13 protein-coding genes and 3 tRNA genes are annotated in these 17,042 nt (G+C 67.1%); 8 read left to right on the plus strand and 8 right to left on the minus strand.

The features are described from left to right. Window positions 1-169 precede the first annotated feature (169 nt). Together G370_RS0101935 and G370_RS0101940 are read right to left on the minus strand one after the other, a co-directional pair. Window positions 170-1,579 (minus strand): ATP-binding protein, encoded by a 1,410-nt coding sequence (locus G370_RS0101935; RefSeq protein ID WP_019659086.1) that lies wholly within the window; start codon window positions 1,577-1,579, stop codon window positions 170-172. Window positions 1,580-1,585: 6 nt separating this feature from the next. Further along, the gene (locus G370_RS0101940) at window positions 1,586-2,314 is read right to left on the minus strand and encodes a response regulator (protein ID WP_019659087.1); all 729 of its coding nucleotides are present in this window, start codon (window positions 2,312-2,314) and stop codon (window positions 1,586-1,588) included. Window positions 2,315-2,518: 204 nt separating this feature from the next. On the opposite strand from G370_RS0101940, the gene G370_RS0101945 reads away from it, so the two are divergent. From G370_RS0101945 to G370_RS0101955, 3 genes are read left to right on the plus strand one after another with little or no spacing between them, the layout of a single operon-like run. Continuing rightward, the gene (locus G370_RS0101945) at window positions 2,519-3,763 is read left to right on the plus strand and encodes an efflux RND transporter periplasmic adaptor subunit (protein WP_019659088.1); all 1,245 of its coding nucleotides are present in this window, start codon (window positions 2,519-2,521) and stop codon (window positions 3,761-3,763) included. Then, entirely contained in the window at window positions 3,760-5,718 is a 1,959-nt protein-coding gene (locus tag G370_RS0101950) for a MacB family efflux pump subunit (RefSeq protein ID WP_019659089.1), read from the plus strand. Before G370_RS0101945 ends, G370_RS0101950 begins: the two co-directional genes overlap by 4 nt. Then, entirely contained in the window at window positions 5,715-7,154 is a 1,440-nt protein-coding gene (locus G370_RS0101955; RefSeq protein WP_019659090.1) for an efflux transporter outer membrane subunit, read from the plus strand. Before G370_RS0101950 ends, G370_RS0101955 begins: the two co-directional genes overlap by 4 nt. Before the next feature lie 82 nt (window positions 7,155-7,236). Here G370_RS0101955 and rlmB read toward each other — a convergent pair whose 3' ends face one another. From rlmB to rnr, 3 genes are all read right to left on the minus strand, one after another. Continuing rightward, window positions 7,237-7,980, minus strand: coding sequence for a 23S rRNA (guanosine(2251)-2'-O)-methyltransferase RlmB (rlmB, locus tag G370_RS0101960; protein WP_019659091.1), 744 nt, complete (start codon window positions 7,978-7,980; stop codon window positions 7,237-7,239). A gap of 93 nt (window positions 7,981-8,073) precedes the next feature. Further along, entirely contained in the window at window positions 8,074-8,568 is a 495-nt protein-coding gene (locus G370_RS0101965; RefSeq protein WP_019659092.1) for a GFA family protein, read from the minus strand. A gap of 85 nt (window positions 8,569-8,653) precedes the next feature. After that, a complete protein-coding gene (rnr, locus tag G370_RS0101970; protein ID WP_019659093.1) occupies window positions 8,654-11,113 on the minus strand; it encodes a ribonuclease R in 2,460 nt (819 codons plus the stop codon). Window positions 11,114-11,241: 128 nt separating this feature from the next. On the opposite strand from rnr, the gene G370_RS0101975 reads away from it, so the two are divergent. Next, window positions 11,242-11,326, plus strand: a tRNA-Leu gene (locus tag G370_RS0101975). Between the two features lie 204 nt (window positions 11,327-11,530). Beyond that, window positions 11,531-11,615 (plus strand) — tRNA-Leu (locus tag G370_RS0101980). Window positions 11,616-11,671: 56 nt separating this feature from the next. On the opposite strand, the gene G370_RS0101985 is transcribed toward G370_RS0101980, so the two are convergent. Beyond that, window positions 11,672-12,418 (minus strand): sulfite exporter TauE/SafE family protein, encoded by a 747-nt coding sequence (locus G370_RS0101985; protein ID WP_019659094.1) that lies wholly within the window; start codon window positions 12,416-12,418, stop codon window positions 11,672-11,674. 99 nt (window positions 12,419-12,517) lie between these two features. On the opposite strand from G370_RS0101985, the gene G370_RS0101990 reads away from it, so the two are divergent. From G370_RS0101990 to G370_RS0102000, 3 genes are all read left to right on the plus strand, one after another. Continuing rightward, complete coding sequence (locus tag G370_RS0101990) at window positions 12,518-13,417, plus strand: LysR family transcriptional regulator (RefSeq protein ID WP_019659095.1); 900 nt, start codon at window positions 12,518-12,520, stop codon at window positions 13,415-13,417. A gap of 50 nt (window positions 13,418-13,467) precedes the next feature. After that, window positions 13,468-13,552, plus strand: a tRNA-Leu gene (locus G370_RS0101995). Between the two features lie 322 nt (window positions 13,553-13,874). Beyond that, the gene (locus tag G370_RS0102000) at window positions 13,875-14,153 is read left to right on the plus strand and encodes a hypothetical protein (protein ID WP_019659096.1); all 279 of its coding nucleotides are present in this window, start codon (window positions 13,875-13,877) and stop codon (window positions 14,151-14,153) included. 110 nt (window positions 14,154-14,263) lie between these two features. Here the strand turns inward: G370_RS0102000 and emrB are convergent, their stop codons facing one another. After that, window positions 14,264-15,850, minus strand: a complete 1,587-nt coding sequence (gene emrB / locus G370_RS0102005; protein WP_019659097.1) for a multidrug efflux MFS transporter permease subunit EmrB — start codon at window positions 15,848-15,850, stop codon at window positions 14,264-14,266. A gap of 7 nt (window positions 15,851-15,857) precedes the next feature. Then, on the minus strand, window positions 15,858-17,039 hold the full coding sequence (gene emrA / locus G370_RS0102010) for a multidrug efflux MFS transporter periplasmic adaptor subunit EmrA (protein ID WP_019659098.1): 1,182 nt from the start codon (window positions 17,037-17,039) through the stop codon (window positions 15,858-15,860). Window positions 17,040-17,042 lie beyond the last annotated feature (3 nt).

A 17,042-nucleotide genomic window follows, 5' to 3' on the forward strand; every position in this document is an offset into this window, starting at 1 on the left:
CGGCGGCGGCCAGGCAGGGCTGCCGTGCCTGGCAGCGTGCGGGAACGGCCGGGCAGCGCGGAGCGGCATGCCGGCGGGAACGGGCTGGCTCATCGGGGGGGAACTGGGAAGTTGGGCAGATGATAGGCCAAAGCCGGCCCACCGCGTCACCATCGCCAGCTGCGAAGGCTCAGCCGGCGCGCCCCAGCGGCGTCACCTGGGCGCTGGCCGGCCACTGCACCACCGCCTCCAGCCCGCCTTCGGCACGGTTGCGCAGCCACAGCCGCGCCCCATCCTTCTCGGCCAGGGCGCGGGCGATGGTCAAGCCCAGCCCGGCCCCGCCGGTCTGGCGCGAACGCGAGGTTTCCACCCGCACGAAGGGATCAAACACCGCCTCCAGCTGCTCCTCGGCCAGGCCCGGGCCATCATCGGCCACCACCACGGTGATCGCACCCCCACTGCGCTCGACCCGTACCCGCGCCCGTTGCGCATACATCACCGCATTGTCCACCAGGTTGGAGAACAGGCGGTGCATGGCCAGCGGGCGCAGCATCAGCACCGCCCCGCTGCCGCCTTCGAAGACCACATCGGCGCCGCCTTCGGCGGTGTCCTCGACAATGCTCTCCAGCAGCGAATCCAGGTCCAGTGCTGCACGCTGCTCGGCACTCTCGGCACTGCGGGCCAGCTCCAGGCCCTCGCGCACCAGTGCCTGCATCGCGGCCAGATCGCCAATCAGGCGCTCACGCAGGGCCTCGTCGCTGACATTCTCCAGCCGCAGCCGCAGCCGCGTCAGCGGCGTCTGCAGATCGTGGGTGATCGCTGCCAGCATCTGCGTGCGCTCGGCCAGGTGCCGCTGCAGCCGGTGCTGCATGGCGTTGAAGGCTTCGGCGGCGCGCTGCACTTCGCGCGGCCCGCGAAGCGGCAAGGGATCGCGCTGCAGGTCGTCGCCCAGGTCTTCGGCGGCAGCGGCCAACTCCTGCAGCGGCGCGCTTGCAATGCGCGCGACGATATAGGCCAGCACCGCGATCGCCAACACCAGCAGGGTCAGGAACCACGGGTCAACGGCGAGGATGCCGTTGTGCGCTACCGCCGGCGAATCCAGCGCCAGCTTCAGCAGCGTGCCATCGGTGAGCGTTACGTCCACCGCGCGGCACTTGGGCGGAATGAACGCCGGATCACGCTCGCGCGGGTGCTTGCGATGCCCGGGCGGCGGCGGCGGCAGCAGTTCCTGCAGCTTGGGGATGCAGGAGCGGAATGAAGCGAAGTGCACGTGCGCGCGTGCGACCGGGCCTGGCCGGTCATCCAGCACTTCCATCAGAGCTGTATCGGCCCGCCCCAGGCGCGCGCCGGGTTGCAGGGCGCGGACGCTGGGCCCACCGATCTCGAGCAGGCGCTCGCGCAGTTCCGGATTGCCGTCCAGCAGGTTGACGTAACCCTGCAGGCGGTCGGCGATGCGGTTCAGGTTCTGCCGCTCGAACTCCTGCTGCCGCTTGGAGGTGGCGAGCATGGTCGCGCCGATCGCGGCCACGCTCATGCCCAGCAGCAGGATCACGAACAACCGCCCGACCATCGAGGACAGGAAATGGCGCAGGCGTTTCATCGCGGCCTATTCCAGGTTCACCGAGGAGGCCAGTACATAGCCTTCGTTGCGAACGGTCTTGATCAGCCCATCCGGGCCACCGTCGTCGCCCAGCTTGTTGCGCAGCCGGCTGACCTGCAGATCGATGGCACGGTCCTGTGCCTCGTAATTGCGCCCGCTGCTGAGCGCGACCAGCTGCTCGCGCGACAGCACTTTGTTGGCATGGGCAATGAACACCCGCAGCAGCCGGAACTCGGCGCCGGACAGCACCACCACGCGGTTGTCCGGGTCAACCAGATGGCGGTGTTCCAGGTCGAACACCCAGCGCGAGAAGCGCGCACGGCGAATCGCCAATGGCTCCAGGTTGGCCGGCAGCGCCTCGGTCCGGCGCAGCACATTGCGGATGCGCGCCAGCAGCTCGCGCGGCTCGAACGGCTTGGCCAGGTAGTCATCGGCGCCCATCTCCAGGCCCAGCACGCGGTCAATCGGCTCGGCACGAGCCGTCAGCATGATCACCGGCGTGTTCGAGCGCGCGCGCAGGTCGCGGCACAGGGTCAAGCCATCCTCACGCGGCAGGTTGAGGTCGAGCACGATCAGGTCCACGTGCTCACGGTCCAGCAGCTGGCGCATGGCGGTGCCATCAGCCGCCGTGCTCACCTGGTAGCCGGCGCGGCCGAGCTGCTCGGCCAGCAGGGTGCGGATGTCATTGTCGTCGTCGACGATCAGCAGTCGATGCATCGTGTTTTCAGTCTCCATGTCGCGATCATCCCGTGTCGGCAGCTGAACCGCATCCGGGGCAATGCGTACCAGTGTATCCACCGATGGTCGGGATACCTGTGGTTACGCCTATTTGCCGACAGTGTTACATAGAGACATACCCCGAGGATTGAGCCGCCTGTCGCCCGGTCTTCACAATGCCCGCCAACGCCGCCCACGCGGCCCCGAGAGTGAAGCCACGACGTGACGTTCCGCCTGCTGCCCGCGACCCGCCGGGGTCGCCTGATACTGGTCGCCCTGCTTGCCCTTGCCGTCGTTGCAGCCGCCTGGTGGCTGCTGCGCAAGCCGGCCGTCCCGGCGGTGGCGACCGCGCCCGTCAGCCGTGGTGACATCGAGCAGACAGTGGAGGCCACCGGTGTGATCGACGCCTACAAGCTGGTCAGCGTCGGCGCCCAGGCCTCGGGCCAGATCAAGTCGCTGAAGGTACAGCTGGGCGACACCGTGAAGGAAGGCGACCTGATCGCCGAGATCGATGCCACCACCCAGCAGAACCAGGTGCTCAACGCGCAGGCCTCGCTGGACCAGGTCACCGCGCAGCGCGCCGTGCAGCAGGCCACCCTGCGCCAGGCCGAACTGGAATTCGCGCGGCAGCAGCAGATGCTGGCTGCCGAAGCCACCTCGCGCCAGGAATATGATGCCGCCGAGGCGGAGTTGAAGACCGCCCGTGCCCAGCTGCAGTCCTACGAGGCGCAGATCAAGGGCCGCGAAACAGAACTGGGCACCGCCCGCGCCAACCTGGCCTACACCCGCATCACCGCGCCGATGGACGGCACCGTGGTGGCGGTGGTGGCGGAGGAAGGCCGCACCGTGAACGCCAACCAGACCGCACCGACCATCGTGATGCTGGCACGGCTGGACGTGGTCACCGTCAATGCCGAGATCTCCGAGGCCGACGTGGTCAAGATCAAGCCCGGCATGCCGGTGTACTTCACCACGCTGGGTGACCCGGACCGCAAGTACCACGCCACGCTGCGCCAGATCAATCCGGCGCCGGCCTCGATCGCCAACGAAAGCTCCTCCAGCTCCAGCAGTTCGTCCAGTTCCAGTTCCAGCAGCGCGGTCTACTACAACGCGCTGTTCGACGTGGAGAATCCGGACGGCACGTTGCGCATCGACATGACCGCGCAGGTCTCGGTACTGCTCAAGCAGGCCAAGGGCGTGCTGATGGTGCCGGCGGTGGCGCTGGGGCCGAAGCGCCGTGGCGACGAGCGCATGGTGCGGGTGCTGGACGACAAGGGCCAGCCGCAGCCGCGCAAGGTCACGGTGGGCATCAACAATGGCGCCTCCGCCGAGATCCTGTCCGGGTTGAAGGAAGGCGAGCGCGTGGTGGTCGGCGAAGCCAGCGCCGCCGGTGCCGGTGCCGGTGGCGGGAACCGAGGCGGCATGCAGATGCGGGTCGGCGGCCCGGGCATGGGGCCGCGCCGATGAGCACGACGGCGCCGCTGCTGCGCCTGCGCGACCTGCGACGCGAGTTCCCGGCCGGTGATGATGTGATCGCCGTGCTGCGCGACGTCAATCTCGACATCCATGCTGGCGAGATGGTGGCCATCGTCGGCCAGTCCGGCTCGGGCAAGTCGACACTGATGAACATCCTCGGCTGCCTCGACCGCCCCACCCGCGGCAGCTACCAGGTGGCCGGCCGCGAGACCGGAAAGATGGCGCCGGACGAACTGGCCGAACTGCGCCGCGAATATTTCGGTTTCATCTTCCAGCGCTATCACCTGCTCGGCGACCTCGACGCGCGCGGCAATGTGGAAGTGCCGGCGGTGTACGCCGGCAGCCCGGGCGCAGTGCGCAATGCGCGTGCCGAGCAGCTGCTGCAACGCCTGGGCCTGGGCGACCGCATGCATCACAAGCCCGGCCAGCTGTCAGGTGGCCAGCAGCAGCGCGTGTCGATCGCACGCGCGCTGATGAACGGCGGCGAGGTGATCCTGGCCGACGAACCCACAGGCGCGCTCGATACGAAATCCGGTGAGGAAGTGATGGCGATCCTCGGCGAACTGCATGCCGAAGGCCACACCATCATCATCGTCACCCACGACATGAGCGTGGCCCAGCACGCACAGCGCATCATCGAGATCCGCGATGGCGAGATCATCGCCGACCGCGCCAACCCGAATGCGCCGGCCTACCGTGCGCAGCGCGAAGCCAGTACCGGGGCCGCCCACGGCAACAGCTGGCGGGCGGCCCGAGACCGCTTCACCGAAGCGTTCCGCATGGCGCTGCTGGCGATGAACGCCCATCGGCTGCGGACCTTCCTGACCATGCTCGGCATCATCATCGGCATCGCCTCGGTAGTGTCGGTGGTGGCGCTGGGCAACGGCTCGCAGCAGCAGATCCTGCAGAACATCAGCGCGCTCGGCACCAACACCATCGACGTCTATCCCGGCCGTGGTTTCGGCGACATGCGCTCGGCCCGGGTGCAGACGCTCAAGGCCAGCGATGCCGATGCACTGGCAAAGCAGAGCTACGTGGACAGCGCCACCCCCAGCGTATCGACCTCGGTCACCGCGCGTTATCGCAACCAGTCGTCGACCGCCCAGGTCAGCGGCGTCGGCGAGCAGTTCTTCCGGGTCAAGGGCGTGACTCTGCTCAGCGGCAGCTTCTTCGATGCCGATGCAGTCAAGGGCCTGGGCCAGGTGGCGGTGATCGACGAGAACACCCAGGCCCAGTTCTTCCCCGATGTCGACCCGGTCGGACAGGTGATCCTGCTCGGCAACGTGCCGGCACGCGTGGTCGGCGTGGCCAAGCGCCAGAGTTTCGGCTTCGGTGGCAGTACCAGCCTCAGCGTGTGGGTGCCGTACACCACGGTGATGTCGCGCATGCTCGGCCAGAGCCACGTCTCCAGCATCACCGTACGCGTGGACGACGACACACCGATGGATGCGGCGCAGGAAGCAATCACCCGCCTGCTGACCCTGCGCCATGGCACCGAGGACTTCTTCCTCAGCAACAGCGCGGAGATCCGCCAGACCATCGAGCAGACCACGCGCACGATGACCCTGCTGATCGGTGCCATCGCCGCCATCGCACTGCTGGTCGGTGGCATCGGCGTGATGAACATCATGCTGGTGTCGGTGACCGAGCGCACCCGTGAGATCGGGGTGCGCATGGCGGTGGGTGCACGGCAGAGTGATATCCGCCAGCAGTTCCTGATCGAGGCGGTGCTGGTGTGCCTGCTCGGCGGCGTGCTCGGCATCGGCCTGGCGCTGCTGCTGGGCTCGATGATCGGCCGCTTCGCCAGCGATTTCCAGGTGCTGTTCTCCACCGCCTCGATCGTTGCCGCGTTCGCCTGCTCGACCTTGATCGGCGTGGCGTTCGGCTTCCTGCCCGCACGCAACGCCGCGCAACTCGATCCGGTGGAGGCCCTGGCCCGCGAATGAAGAAGATGATCCGACTGCCCTTCCCCGCTCCCCGGCACCTGCTGCCGGCCGGTGCGGTTGTACTCGCCCTGTCCGGCTGCGCCTCCGTCGGCCGCTATCCGGTGCATGACCCGGCCGTGGCGGCGCAGTATGGGCGTGGCGATGCCACCCTCAATGCACCGGCCGACGGCCCGCGCAGCAGCCTGGATACACCCGGCCGCGACATCCGGCAGGACACCTGGTGGACCGGCTTCGGCGATGAACGCCTCGACCGTCTGGTGGCGCAGGCGCTGGCCGCCAACAGCGATCTGGCCGCCGCCGGCCTGGCCGTGCAGCGTTCACGCCTGCAGGCCGGCCTGGCCAGCAATGCGCTGTGGCCGCAGCCTTCGTCATCGGGCGTCAGCGGCAGTGCCAGCCGCGCCACCGACCAGGCCGATGACTGGCGCCGCAGCTATTCCACCGGCGTCTCGCTGGGCTGGGAAGTGGACCTGTGGGGGCGCCTGCGCACCCAGCGCGACATCGCCCGCTGGGAAGCCGAAGCCAGCGAGGAAGACCGGCAGAACACCGCGCTGCTGGTGATCGGCGACACCATCACCCAGTACTGGAACCTGGCCTATCTCAACCAGTCCATCGCCACCGGCCAGGCCAACCTGGAGCGGTTGGAACGTACCCGCGAACTGGTGCAGGCCCGCTTCGACGCCGGCGCGGTATCGCGCCTGGAAGTGCGCCAGGCGCTGCAGAACCTGCAGTCGCAGCGCTCGGCGCAGAGCGCGCTGGAACAGCAGCGGGTGGAAGTGCGCAATGCACTGACCGTACTGCTGGATGGCACGCCCTGGCCGCAGCAGGACGAACCGCAGGACCTGCTGGGCGCACGCAGCCCGGACATCGTCGAGGGGTTGCCGGCCGACTTGCTGGGCCGCCGTCCCGACCTGCGCGCGGCCGAGCTGCGCCTGCGCAACAGCCTGAAGACGATCAACGTCACGGCAACCCAGTATTACCCGGCGTTGAGCCTGACCGGCAGCCTCGGTTCCAGCGCCACCTCGCTAGGCAATGTGCTGCGCAATCCGGTGGCCACGCTGGGCGCGGGCCTGTCACTGCCGTTCCTCAACCTGCAGCGCGCGCAGCTGGATACCGACATCGCCGGCACCGCCCACCAGATCGCCGCGGCCAACTTCCGCAAGACGCTGTACACCGCGCTCTCGGAAGTGGACAACGCGCTGTCGGCACGCGAGCAGCTGGCGCGGCAGGTGGCGGCCTCGCAGGCGTCGTATGACGAAGCGGTGGAAGTGGAACGCGCGCAGGAAGTGCGTTACCGCGTGGGCGCGACCGACCTGCGCACCTGGCTGGAAGCGCAGCAGACCCGGCGCGATGCCGAGCTGTCACTGGCGCGCGCGCGGCAGGGCCAGCTGAACAACGATGTGACCCTGTTCAAGGCGCTGGGCGGCAGCGCGGGGTAGCGGCTACTGTGGAGCCGAGCCCATGCTCGGCTGCTTCCTTGATCGGGTATGCGATCGCCGAGCGTGGGCTCGGCTCTACAGATCAGCCGCGCTGGCGCACGGCCTCGAACAGGCTGACGCCGGCGGCGACGGAGACATTCAGGCTCTCGATCTCACCCGGCATCGGGATCTTGACCAGGCCATCGCAGTTCTCGCGGGTCAGGCGGCGCAGGCCATCGGCCTCTCCCCCCAGCACCAGGGCGATGTTGCCCTTCAGGTCCAGCTGGTACAGCGAAGCGGTGGCTTCGCCGGCCAGGCCATAGATCCACACGCCCTGCCTCTGCAGGTCCTTCAGGCAGCGCGACAGGTTGGTCACCGCCACCACCGGGATCAGATCGGCGGCACCGGCCGAAGTCTTGCGTACGGTCGCGTTCACCGTGGCCGACTTGTCCTTGGGGATGATCACTGCGGTTGCACCGGCCGCAGCGGCCGAGCGCAGGCAGGCGCCAAGGTTGTGCGGGTCCTGCACTTCGTCCAGCACCAGCAGCAGGGCCTTGCCCTCGGCTGCGGTGACCAGGCCTTCCAGCTCGTTCTCGCTGTAAGTGCGGGCGGCGGCATAGCGCGCGGCCACGCCCTGGTGGCGTACCGAACCGCCGACACCGTCCAGCGCCTGGCTGTTCACCTTGCGCACGTCGATGCCCTTGCGGCGGGCGTTTTCCTCGATCTCGGTCAGGCGCGGGTTCTTCGCACCGGCCTCGACCAGCACTTCGCGGACGTTCTCGGCGTCGTTCTCGATGGAGGAGGCGACGGCGTTGACGCCGACAATCCACTGGCTGTTCTTGCTCATGCGGGCGGGGACCGGAAAGGGGGTGGCTATGGTAGAGCATCGGCGACGGCCGCGCTTCGCGCTCGCCGGGCATAGCCCGGCGCTACCGGCCGTTCATCCCCCGGCTGAACGGCTGCGCGGCGGCCAGTGCGGGGTGTCGTGGTCGGGGTGCTGGTGGGACACGATCGTGGCCAGGAAATCCAGCGCGGCGATGTCTTCCTCGGTACGTCGCGCCGGCAGGCTGGCCAGGCTGTCGACGAAGGGCAGCTTGCGCTCGACTCCGTACTGGATCGTCGGCGGCAGGCGTTCGGGTTCGTCAAACGCACCGGCAGCCACCGCCACGCCATCGGGCGCTTCGTAGGTCAACGGCGTGCCGCAGTCGGCGCAGAACCCGCGCCGCACCACGTTGGAGGACTGGAAATAGCGCGGCTGGCCGCGGGTCCAGCTGAACTGCACGCCCCGCACCGACACCAAGGGCGCGTAGTACGCACCAAAGGCCTTCTGGCACATGCGGCAGTGGCAGATCGAGCTGTGGGTCAGCTCGCCACGGGCCTGGAAGCGGATCGCACCGCACTGGCAGCCGCCGCTGTATTCGGGTTGGCCCTGCATGGTGCGTTCCTCCAAAGCGTCGTGCCAACCAACGGTTGGCACCTACCAGGTAACGTGGGGTGCCGACCGTTGGTCGGCACGTCTCTCAATACTGCTTTTTCGTACGCTTGGCCGGCTTGCCACGCTCCGGCAGCGGCGGCAGGCCATCGCCCTCGTCCTCACCCTTGTGCTCGACCAGGCGGAAGTCGATCTTGCGCTCTTCCATGCTGGCCTTCAGCACCAGGATGCGCACGCGGTCGCCCAACCGGTAGCTGCCGCCGCGGCGCTCGCCGGTCAACGTCTTGCGGGTCGCGTCGAACTTGTAATAGTCCTGCGGCAGCTGGGTCACGTGCACCAGGCCCTGCACCTTCGACTCATCCAGCTCCACGAACAGGCCGAAGCTGGTCACGCCGCTGATCACGCCGTCGAACTGGCCGCCCACGTGCTTTTCCATCCACGCCGCGCGGTAACGCTCGTCGACCTCGCGCTCGGCCTCATCGGCACGGCGCTCACGCTCGGAACACTGCAGCGCCAGCGCAGCCATTTCGCGCGCGTTGTAGGTGAACTTGTCCAGCGGCTTGCCGGACAACGCGTGCTTGATCGCGCGGTGTACCAGCAGGTCGGGGTAACGGCGGATCGGCGAGGTGAAGTGCGCGTACGCCTCCAGTGCCAGGCCGAAATGACCGTGGTTTTCCGGGCTGTAGATGGCCAGGCTCTGGCTGCGCAGCAGCACCGATTCCAGCAGCGTGGCATCGGGGCGGTCGCGGATCTTCTTCAGCAGCTTGGTGTAATCGCCCGGGCGCACCTTCGACCACGGCGGCAGGCTCAGCTTGAACTCCTTGAGGAATTCCAGCAGGTCGGCGTACTTGGTTTCCGGCGGCTTCTCGTGGATGCGGTACGGGGCCGGCACATGGCGCGACAGCAGGTACTTCGCCGCCTCCACATTGGCCGCGATCATGCATTCCTCGATCAGCTTGTGCGCGTCGTTGCGCACCAGCATGCCGGCCTGGGTCACTTCACCGCGGTTGTCCAGCACGAAGCGCACTTCACTGCTTTCGAATTCGATGGCACCGCGCTTGGCGCGTGCCTTGGACAGCACCTTGTACAGCTGGTGCAGGCGCTGCACCTGCGGCAGCAGGTCACCCATCCAGGCCTTGGTATCGGCATCGTCCTCACCCACCGCCTTCCACACCTGGGTGTAGGTCAGGCGCGCATGCGAGTTCATCACCGCTTCGTAGAAGCGCGAATGCGTGACCAGGCCGTCGCGGTCGATCTGCATGTCGCAGACGAAGCACATGCGGTCGACCTTCGGCATCAGCGAACAGATGCCGTTGGACAGCGTCTCCGGCAGCATCGGCACCACGAAGCCCGGGAAGTACACCGAGGTGGCGCGCTTCTGCGCTTCTTCGTCCAGTGGCGTGCCGGGCCGGACGTAGTTGGAGACATCGGCAATCGCCACCACCAGCCGGAAGCCATCGACGTTCGGCTCGCAGTACACCGCGTCGTCGAAGTCCTTGGCATCTTCACCGTCGATGGTGACCAGCGGCATGCTGCGCAGATCGACGCGGTCGCCGATCATCGCCGCTTCGACCACCAGCGGCACCGACGCCGCTTCGTCCAGCACTTCCTGCGGGAATTCGAACGGCAGTTCATGGCCGTGGATGGCGGTCTCCACCACCAGCGAGGCGGTCAGCTTGTCGCCGAGCACGGCAATGATGCGGCCGATCGGCGGACGGCGGCTGTCCGGCGCCTGGGTCAGTTCGCAGACCACCAGCTGGCCGTCGCGCGCACCACCGGTCTGGTCCGGCGGCACCTGCACGTTGCGCTGCACGCGCTTGTCGTCGGGCACCACGTAGTTGATGCCCATCTCGACACTGAAACGGCCGATCAGGCGGGTCATGCCGCGCTCAAGCACGCGGGCGATGCTGCCCTCGCGGCGGCCACGGTGGTCGATGCCGGTCACACGGGCCAGCACCTTGTCACCATGCATGACCTTGCGCATTTCATACGGTGGCAGGAACAGGTCGTCGCCACCCTCGACCGGGCGCAGGAAGCCAAATCCTTCCGGGTTGGCGATCACCACGCCGGTGACCAGGTTCAGGGTCTGGATCGGGGCGAAACCGCCACGGCGGTTCTGCACCAGCTGGCCATCACGGACCATGGCACCGAGCCGGCGCGACAGCGCCTCGGCCCGGTCCGGTGCGGTCAGGCCCAAGCGTGCGCCCAGTTCCTCTGCCGTCTGCGGCCCTTCGCAACGCTCCAGCAGGGCCAGGATGGCTTCGCGGCTGGCGATGGGCTGTTCGTACTTCTCGGCTTCGCGGGCGGCATAGGGATCGTCGATCACCTTGCCGGTCGGGGGCAGCTTGCGGCCCGGGGCCGGGCCCGGTACGTCGCTGCTGCGGACCTTGCGGCCACGCGGCGGTGCGCCGCCTTCATTCAATTCGGGGAACCAGCCCGGCAACGGCTTGCCCGGCTTGGTGGCGCGGGCCGTGCCCGCCTTGGCGCCCTTCTTCGGGGCCTGGCTGCGGGAGGTGCTCCCGCCCTTGCTTGGTTTTTTGGTAGTCATCGCCCTACATGGTAGCCGTTGACGGCGTGCAGAACGGGTCAGTGGCCGTCTTGAAGGCCTTGCGTGAAAAATATTCAGGAAGTCGTTGACAGCCTGCGGATTCATCTTCACAATTGCGCCTCTGGAACGCCCAGGTGGCGGAATTGGTAGACGCACTAGTTTCAGGTACTAGCGGGTAAAACCGTGGAGGTTCGAGTCCTCTCCTGGGCACCAACGAAAAAACTCCTCGCTTCGGCGGGGTTTTTTTTTGCCTGCAATCCAGCAGCGGGGTCGAATTCCTTTCCGAAGGAAAGGGCTCCGACCCAAGCGATTGAGATGGGGTCAGAGCCCGCTCCGCACGCGAAACGGGGTCCGACACCGGATCCAGAAAAAGTGTTGACACCCCCATAACAACACCCCATAATCTCGCTCCTCGACGCCCAGGTGGCGGAATTGGTAGACGCACTAGTTTCAGGTACTAGCGGGTAAAACCGTGGAGGTTCGAGTCCTCTCCTGGGCACCACGTCGAGAATGAGAAAAACCCGCGAGAGCGGGTTTTTTCATGCCCGGAATCCGGCATCAGAGCAGCGGCCGCAGCGCCAGTTCCAGCCCGAGCAACAGCAGGAAACCCAGGAAGCAGCCCCGGAACACCCGCGCACTGATGCGCTGCCGGATCACCTGCCCCAGCCACATGCCCAGCAATGCCGGCAGCACCGCCAGCGCACTCAGCCCCAGCTGCTGGATGCCGAATGCGCCGTGCAGCACCAGGCCGGCGGTCAGCGAAATCGTTGACACCGTGAACGCCAGCCCCAGCGCCTGCACCAGCTCCTCGCGCTGCAACCCCAGCGAATGCAGGTATGGCACCGCCGGCATCACGAACACGCCGGTGGCGCCGGTCACCACGCCCGACAACGCCCCCACCAGCGGCCCCAGCCAACGCTCGCGCCGCTGCTGCACGCGGAACACCGGCGCAAGCAACGCATAGGCGGCATAGACCACCAATGCCACGCCCAGCGCAACGCGCGACCAAGTGCGATCGACCCGCACCAGCAGCGCCGCCGAGCCCAGCGTCACCACTACCACGGCCAGCATCATCGGCCACAGGCGCCGCACGATGCGGTCCAGTGACGGCCCGGACAACAGCTGCCACGCATTGGTGACGAAGGTGGGAATGAACAGCATCGACGCCGCCGACACCGGCGACAGCGTGCTGCCCAGCAGCCCCATCGCCACCGTCGGCAACCCCATCCCAGTCACACCCTTGACCACACCGGCCAGCACGAACACCACCACCAGCAGCACGTAGAAGTACATCGATTCATTCATGCCTTCATTGGATCGGCCGGCCGCTCGGCGCACAATGCGGTGTTTCCGGCCTTGCCTTCGGCTGATCCGAAGGCGCAGCCGTTGCGATGAGGGCATCACATGCGGATGGATATCGCCGACCTGCGCCTGTTCCTGGCGATTGCCGAGGCGGGCAGCATCACGGCCGGCGCAGCGCAGGCAAACCTGGCACTGGCGTCGGCCAGCGAACGCCTGCGCACGATCGAAGCCGATGCCGGCACCGCGTTGTTGAACCGGCACCCCCGCGGCGTCAGCCTGACCGAAGCCGGCGCCGCCCTGGCCCACCATGCACGATTGATCCTGCAGCAGCAGGCGCAGCTGCGCGGTGAACTGCAGGCGTTCGCGCACGGCGCGCGCGGCACACTGCATCTGTATGCCAACACCGCAGCACTGACCAACTACCTGCCTTCGCGGCTGGCACCGTGGCTGGCCGAACGGCCGCGCCTGCACGTGGAACTGCTGGAGCGCACCAGCCCCGAAGTCGTGCGTGCGATCAACGCTGGCCAGGCCGAGGCCGGCATCATCAGTGATGCGGTCGACGCTGCCGGCCTGCAGCAGCACGTGGTCGCCGAAGATCCACTGGTGATGCTGCTGCCCGCAGACCATCGCCTCGCATCGCGGCGCAGCCTGGCCTTCGCCGATGTTGCCGGCGAGACCTTCGTCGCGCTGGCCGACGGCAATGCACTGCAGGCCTACATCGAAGACCAGGCGCGCGACATCGGGCGGCGCCTGGACGTGCGCATCCGCATGAAGACCTTCGAAGGGGTGTGCATCATGGTCGGCCACGACATTGGTATCGGCATCGTGCCGCGGACCATCGCCCGCCAGCACCGGCGCAGCACGCATACCGTCTCCGTACCGCTCGCCGATGCGTGGGCACAGCGTCGCCTGTGCGCCTGTTTTGCCGAGTGGGCGCAGTTGTCATCGGCAATGCGCAGCCTGCTGCTTCACCTGGGCGTGCAGCCGCAGAAAAAGCTGTGAAATGTTGTTGACACATCCTCTGCCGTCCCGCACAATTCATCTCCTGAGTCGCCCAGGTGGCGGAATTGGTAGACGCACTAGTTTCAGGTACTAGCGGGTAAAACCGTGGAGGTTCGAGTCCTCTCCTGGGCACCACGACTCAAGATGATCAAACCCGCGAAAGCGGGTTTTTTCGTTTCCGGGGCCTGGCGAGCGTGGCATCGCAACCGCCACTCGGACTGTCGTATCTCGCACCACCCGGGCGTCGCCTGCGGGTGCATACCTCCCCCCGGCGCGCCGTCACCAGACCTTGAACGCCCCCCTTTTGGGGCGCATTTCACGTTCCCCGTTCAATTCGTACTTTTCCTACTCGAGATCCACCCGATTCCTTTTCGGTGGGAGGCAGATTTACCGGAGCCGGTTGCAGGTCTATCGACACGACCGGACCAGCGCCCCCCTTTCCCCAAAGGACGCCCCAATGCAGCGCAGCATCATCTGCCCTCACTGCCACACCGGCTCGAACCACGGCGTACGCGTATGCGTGGGATGCCAGGCCGAGGTCCACTACGGCGCATCGAAGGAGGCCGTAATGTTCGTCTTTGTCGCCGCCATCATCTGCGGCGCACTGGTCGGCAGCCGATTGCAGGCCACTGCCGGCTGGATCACGTGCGGCGCCGTACTTGTGGCGGGAATGTGGGCCATTTCCCGATTGTTCCGTGATCGGGTGGTGTTCAAGCGCGTCTATCGCACGCGCTGAACCTGCGCCTGTACACCCCCCAACGGCAGGGCCCGTGCGACCCACGTTGCACAAACAAAAACCCCGCCTTGCGGCGGGGTCAAAATACAGCACGTGTTTCCAGGGAGTTTTCAGTGCCCACCACCGGCGGCCGCACCCGCACCTGCGCCGAATGGCGGCTTGGCCAGCCACAGGAACGTAATGATCGCCAGGAAGATCCAGCCCAGCAGGAAGAAGATGTCGTTGAAGCCCATCTGCGATGCCTGGTGGTTGATCATGTTGTTCAGTACCGCTGCGCCGTGCTGCAGGTCGCCCTGCCCCATCGCCGTGACCTGGTCCTGCATGCCCGGCTGATAGGCCGAGATATGCTCGGTCAGGTCGGCATGGTGCACCTGGGTGCGCCGCGCCCACAGCCACGTCGTCAGCGAGGCCGCGAAGCTGCCGCCCAGCGTACGCAGGAACGTGGCCAGGCCGGAGCCCGCCGCGATCTCGCGCCCATCCAGGTCCGACAGCAGGATCTGCAGCACCGGCATGAAGAACAGCGCGACGCCGATGCCCATGATCAGCTGTACGCCGGCCACGTGCATGTAGTCCACCTGCAGGTTGAAGTTCGAGCGCAGGAAACTGGTCATCGACAGCACTATGAAGGCGATCGTGGCCAGCATGCGCATGTCGAAGCGCGATGCATACTTGCCCACGAACGGGGTCATGATCACCGGCAGGATGCCGATTGGCGCCGTTGCCAGGCCCGCCCAGATCGCGGTGTAGCCCATGTCACGCTGCAGCCACTGCGGGATCAGCAGCGCCACGCTGAAGAACGCCGCGTAGGCCACCACCATCGCCAGCGTGCCGGCGCGGAAGTTGCGGTGCCGGAACAGCTTCAGGTCGACAATCGGATCCTTGTCGGTCAGCTCCCAGATCAGGAAGACCGTCAGCGTCACCACGGCCACGCAGGCCAGCACCACGATCTTCATCGACGCGAACCAGTCCTCGTCGTTGCCCAGGTCGAGCACCAGCTGCAGCGCACCGACGCCGATCACGAGGGTGATCAGGCCGACGTAGTCCATCTTCGGCTTCTCGATCTGCTCCGGCCGCCCCTTCAGCTGGTTGCCCACCACCAGCGCAGCGAAGATGCCCAGCGGCACGTTGATCAGGAAGATCCATTCCCAGCTGTAGTTGTCGGTGATCCAGCCACCGAGGATCGGCCCGCAGATCGGCGCAACCACCGTGATCATCGCCAGCAGCGCCAATGCCTGCCCGCGTTTCTCGCGCGGGTAGATCGAAACCAGCAGCGACTGCGTGATCGGGTACATCGGGCCGGCCACGAAGCCCTGCAGCGCACGCGACACCACCAGCATGCCCATGCTCTGCGCCAGGCCGCACAGCAGCGAGGTGATGACGAAGGCCAGCGTGGCCCAGACGAACAGCTTGCGTTCGCCGAAGCGGCGGCTGAGCCAGCCGGTCAGCGGCAGCGCGATGGCCGTGCTGACCGCGAACGAGGTGATGACCCAGGTCGCCTGCTGCGAACTGGCGCCGAGGTTACCGGCGATGGTCGGCAGCGAGACGTTGGCGATGGTGGTGTCGAGCACCTGCATGAACGAGGCCATCGCCAGGCCGACAGTGCACAGTGCGACGCTGGGCGGCAGGAACCCGGAGGCCGCACCTGGCGCCGCCGGTGCGCCCGGAGCGCCGGGCGCGGCTGGAGCTTGTGCGGACATGGCGACCTCAGCCCACCTTCGCCTGTTGCTGCGGCAGGTTGCCCTGGATGATCGTGTGGATCACCTCATCGGCATCATGCAGCTGCTTGGCATACACGTCGGTGTCGAACACCGTGCCCTTGGCCGGGGTACTCGGCAGCACTTCGCCCTTCTGGTCGCGCAGGCTCACTTCGGCCTTCATCGACAGGCCGATGCGCAGCGGGTGTTCGGCCAGCTGCTTGGCATCGATGGCGATGCGCACCGGCACGCGCTGCACGATCTTGATCCAGTTGCCACTGGCGTTCTGCGCCGGCAGCAGCGAGAACGCCGAGCCGGTGCCCAAGCCCAGGCTCTGGATGCGGCCCTTGTACTTCACGTCGCCGGCGTACAGGTCCGACTTCAGCTCCACTTCCTGGCCTAGGCGCATGTGGCGCAGCTGGGTTTCCTTGAAGTTGGCCTCGACCCACATTTGTTCGGTCGGCACCACGGCCATCAGGGCATTGCCCGGCTGCACGCGCTGGCCGACCTGCACCGAACGACGGGCGACGTAGCCGGAGACCGGCGCGACAATGCCGGCGCGGGCGTTGTTGAGGAAGGCCTGGCGCAGCTGTGCGGCGGCGGCCTGCACGTCCGGCTGGGTGGCGATCACGGTGTCGTCGACCAGCGCGCGGTTGCGCTCGACGGTCTCGCGCGAACCGGCCACGGCCGCTTCGGCCGCGGCCAGCTCGTCGCGGGCGTGGGCCAGTTCTTCGTTGGAGATGGCGCCGGTGGCGGCCAGGTCCTTGCGACGGGCGTAGTCTTCGCGCACGCGCTTCAGGGTCACCTGGCGGGCGTTCAGGTCCGCCTGCGCGCCTTCCACGCTGCGGTACAGGCCGCGGGTCTGGCGCACGGTCTTGGCCAGGTTGGCTTCGGCCTGCTGCAGCGCCACTGCGGTGTCGGACGGGTCCAGCTGCACCAGCAGCTGGCCGCGCTCCACGCGCATGCCGTCATCGGCATTGATGGCGACCACGGTGCCGGCCACCAGCGGGGTGATCTGCACCTGGTTGCCCTGCACGTAGGCATCGTCGGTCTCTTCGAACCAACGGCCGAACATGAAGTACCACAGCGCCAAAGCGGCAAGCAGCAGCACGATGATCACGAACAGGCCGCGCAGCAGGTTGCCGCGGCGGTTGGGGGCGGCCGGGGCCGCGGTGTCTTGGGTCTGGCTCATGTC

Source organism: Stenotrophomonas hibiscicola ATCC 19867 (genome assembly GCF_000382065.1).
In the GTDB taxonomy this organism is placed as follows: Bacteria; Pseudomonadota; Gammaproteobacteria; order Xanthomonadales; family Xanthomonadaceae; genus Stenotrophomonas; species Stenotrophomonas hibiscicola.

What these genes read in the sequence shown, in the direction of transcription:
- G370_RS0101935 (WP_019659086.1), bottom strand. Translation starts at nt 1,579, where the DNA reads ATGAAACGCCTGCGCCATTTCCTGTCCTCGATGGTCGGGCGGTTGTTC.
- G370_RS0101940 (WP_019659087.1), bottom strand. Translation starts at nt 2,314, where the DNA reads ATGGAGACTGAAAACACGATGCATCGACTGCTGATCGTCGACGACGAC.
- G370_RS0101950 (WP_019659089.1), top strand. Translation starts at nt 3,760, where the DNA reads ATGAGCACGACGGCGCCGCTGCTGCGCCTGCGCGACCTGCGACGCGAG.
- G370_RS0101955 (WP_019659090.1), top strand. Translation starts at nt 5,715, where the DNA reads ATGAAGAAGATGATCCGACTGCCCTTCCCCGCTCCCCGGCACCTGCTG.
- rlmB (WP_019659091.1), bottom strand. Translation starts at nt 7,980, where the DNA reads ATGAGCAAGAACAGCCAGTGGATTGTCGGCGTCAACGCCGTCGCCTCC.
- G370_RS0101965 (WP_019659092.1), bottom strand. Translation starts at nt 8,568, where the DNA reads ATGCAGGGCCAACCCGAATACAGCGGCGGCTGCCAGTGCGGTGCGATC.
- rnr (WP_019659093.1), bottom strand. Translation starts at nt 11,113, where the DNA reads ATGACTACCAAAAAACCAAGCAAGGGCGGGAGCACCTCCCGCAGCCAG.
- G370_RS0101985 (WP_019659094.1), bottom strand. Translation starts at nt 12,418, where the DNA reads ATGAATGAATCGATGTACTTCTACGTGCTGCTGGTGGTGGTGTTCGTG.
- G370_RS0101990 (WP_019659095.1), top strand. Translation starts at nt 12,518, where the DNA reads ATGCGGATGGATATCGCCGACCTGCGCCTGTTCCTGGCGATTGCCGAG.
- G370_RS0102000 (WP_019659096.1), top strand. Translation starts at nt 13,875, where the DNA reads ATGCAGCGCAGCATCATCTGCCCTCACTGCCACACCGGCTCGAACCAC.
- emrB (WP_019659097.1), bottom strand. Translation starts at nt 15,850, where the DNA reads ATGTCCGCACAAGCTCCAGCCGCGCCCGGCGCTCCGGGCGCACCGGCG.
- emrA (WP_019659098.1), bottom strand. Translation starts at nt 17,039, where the DNA reads ATGAGCCAGACCCAAGACACCGCGGCCCCGGCCGCCCCCAACCGCCGC.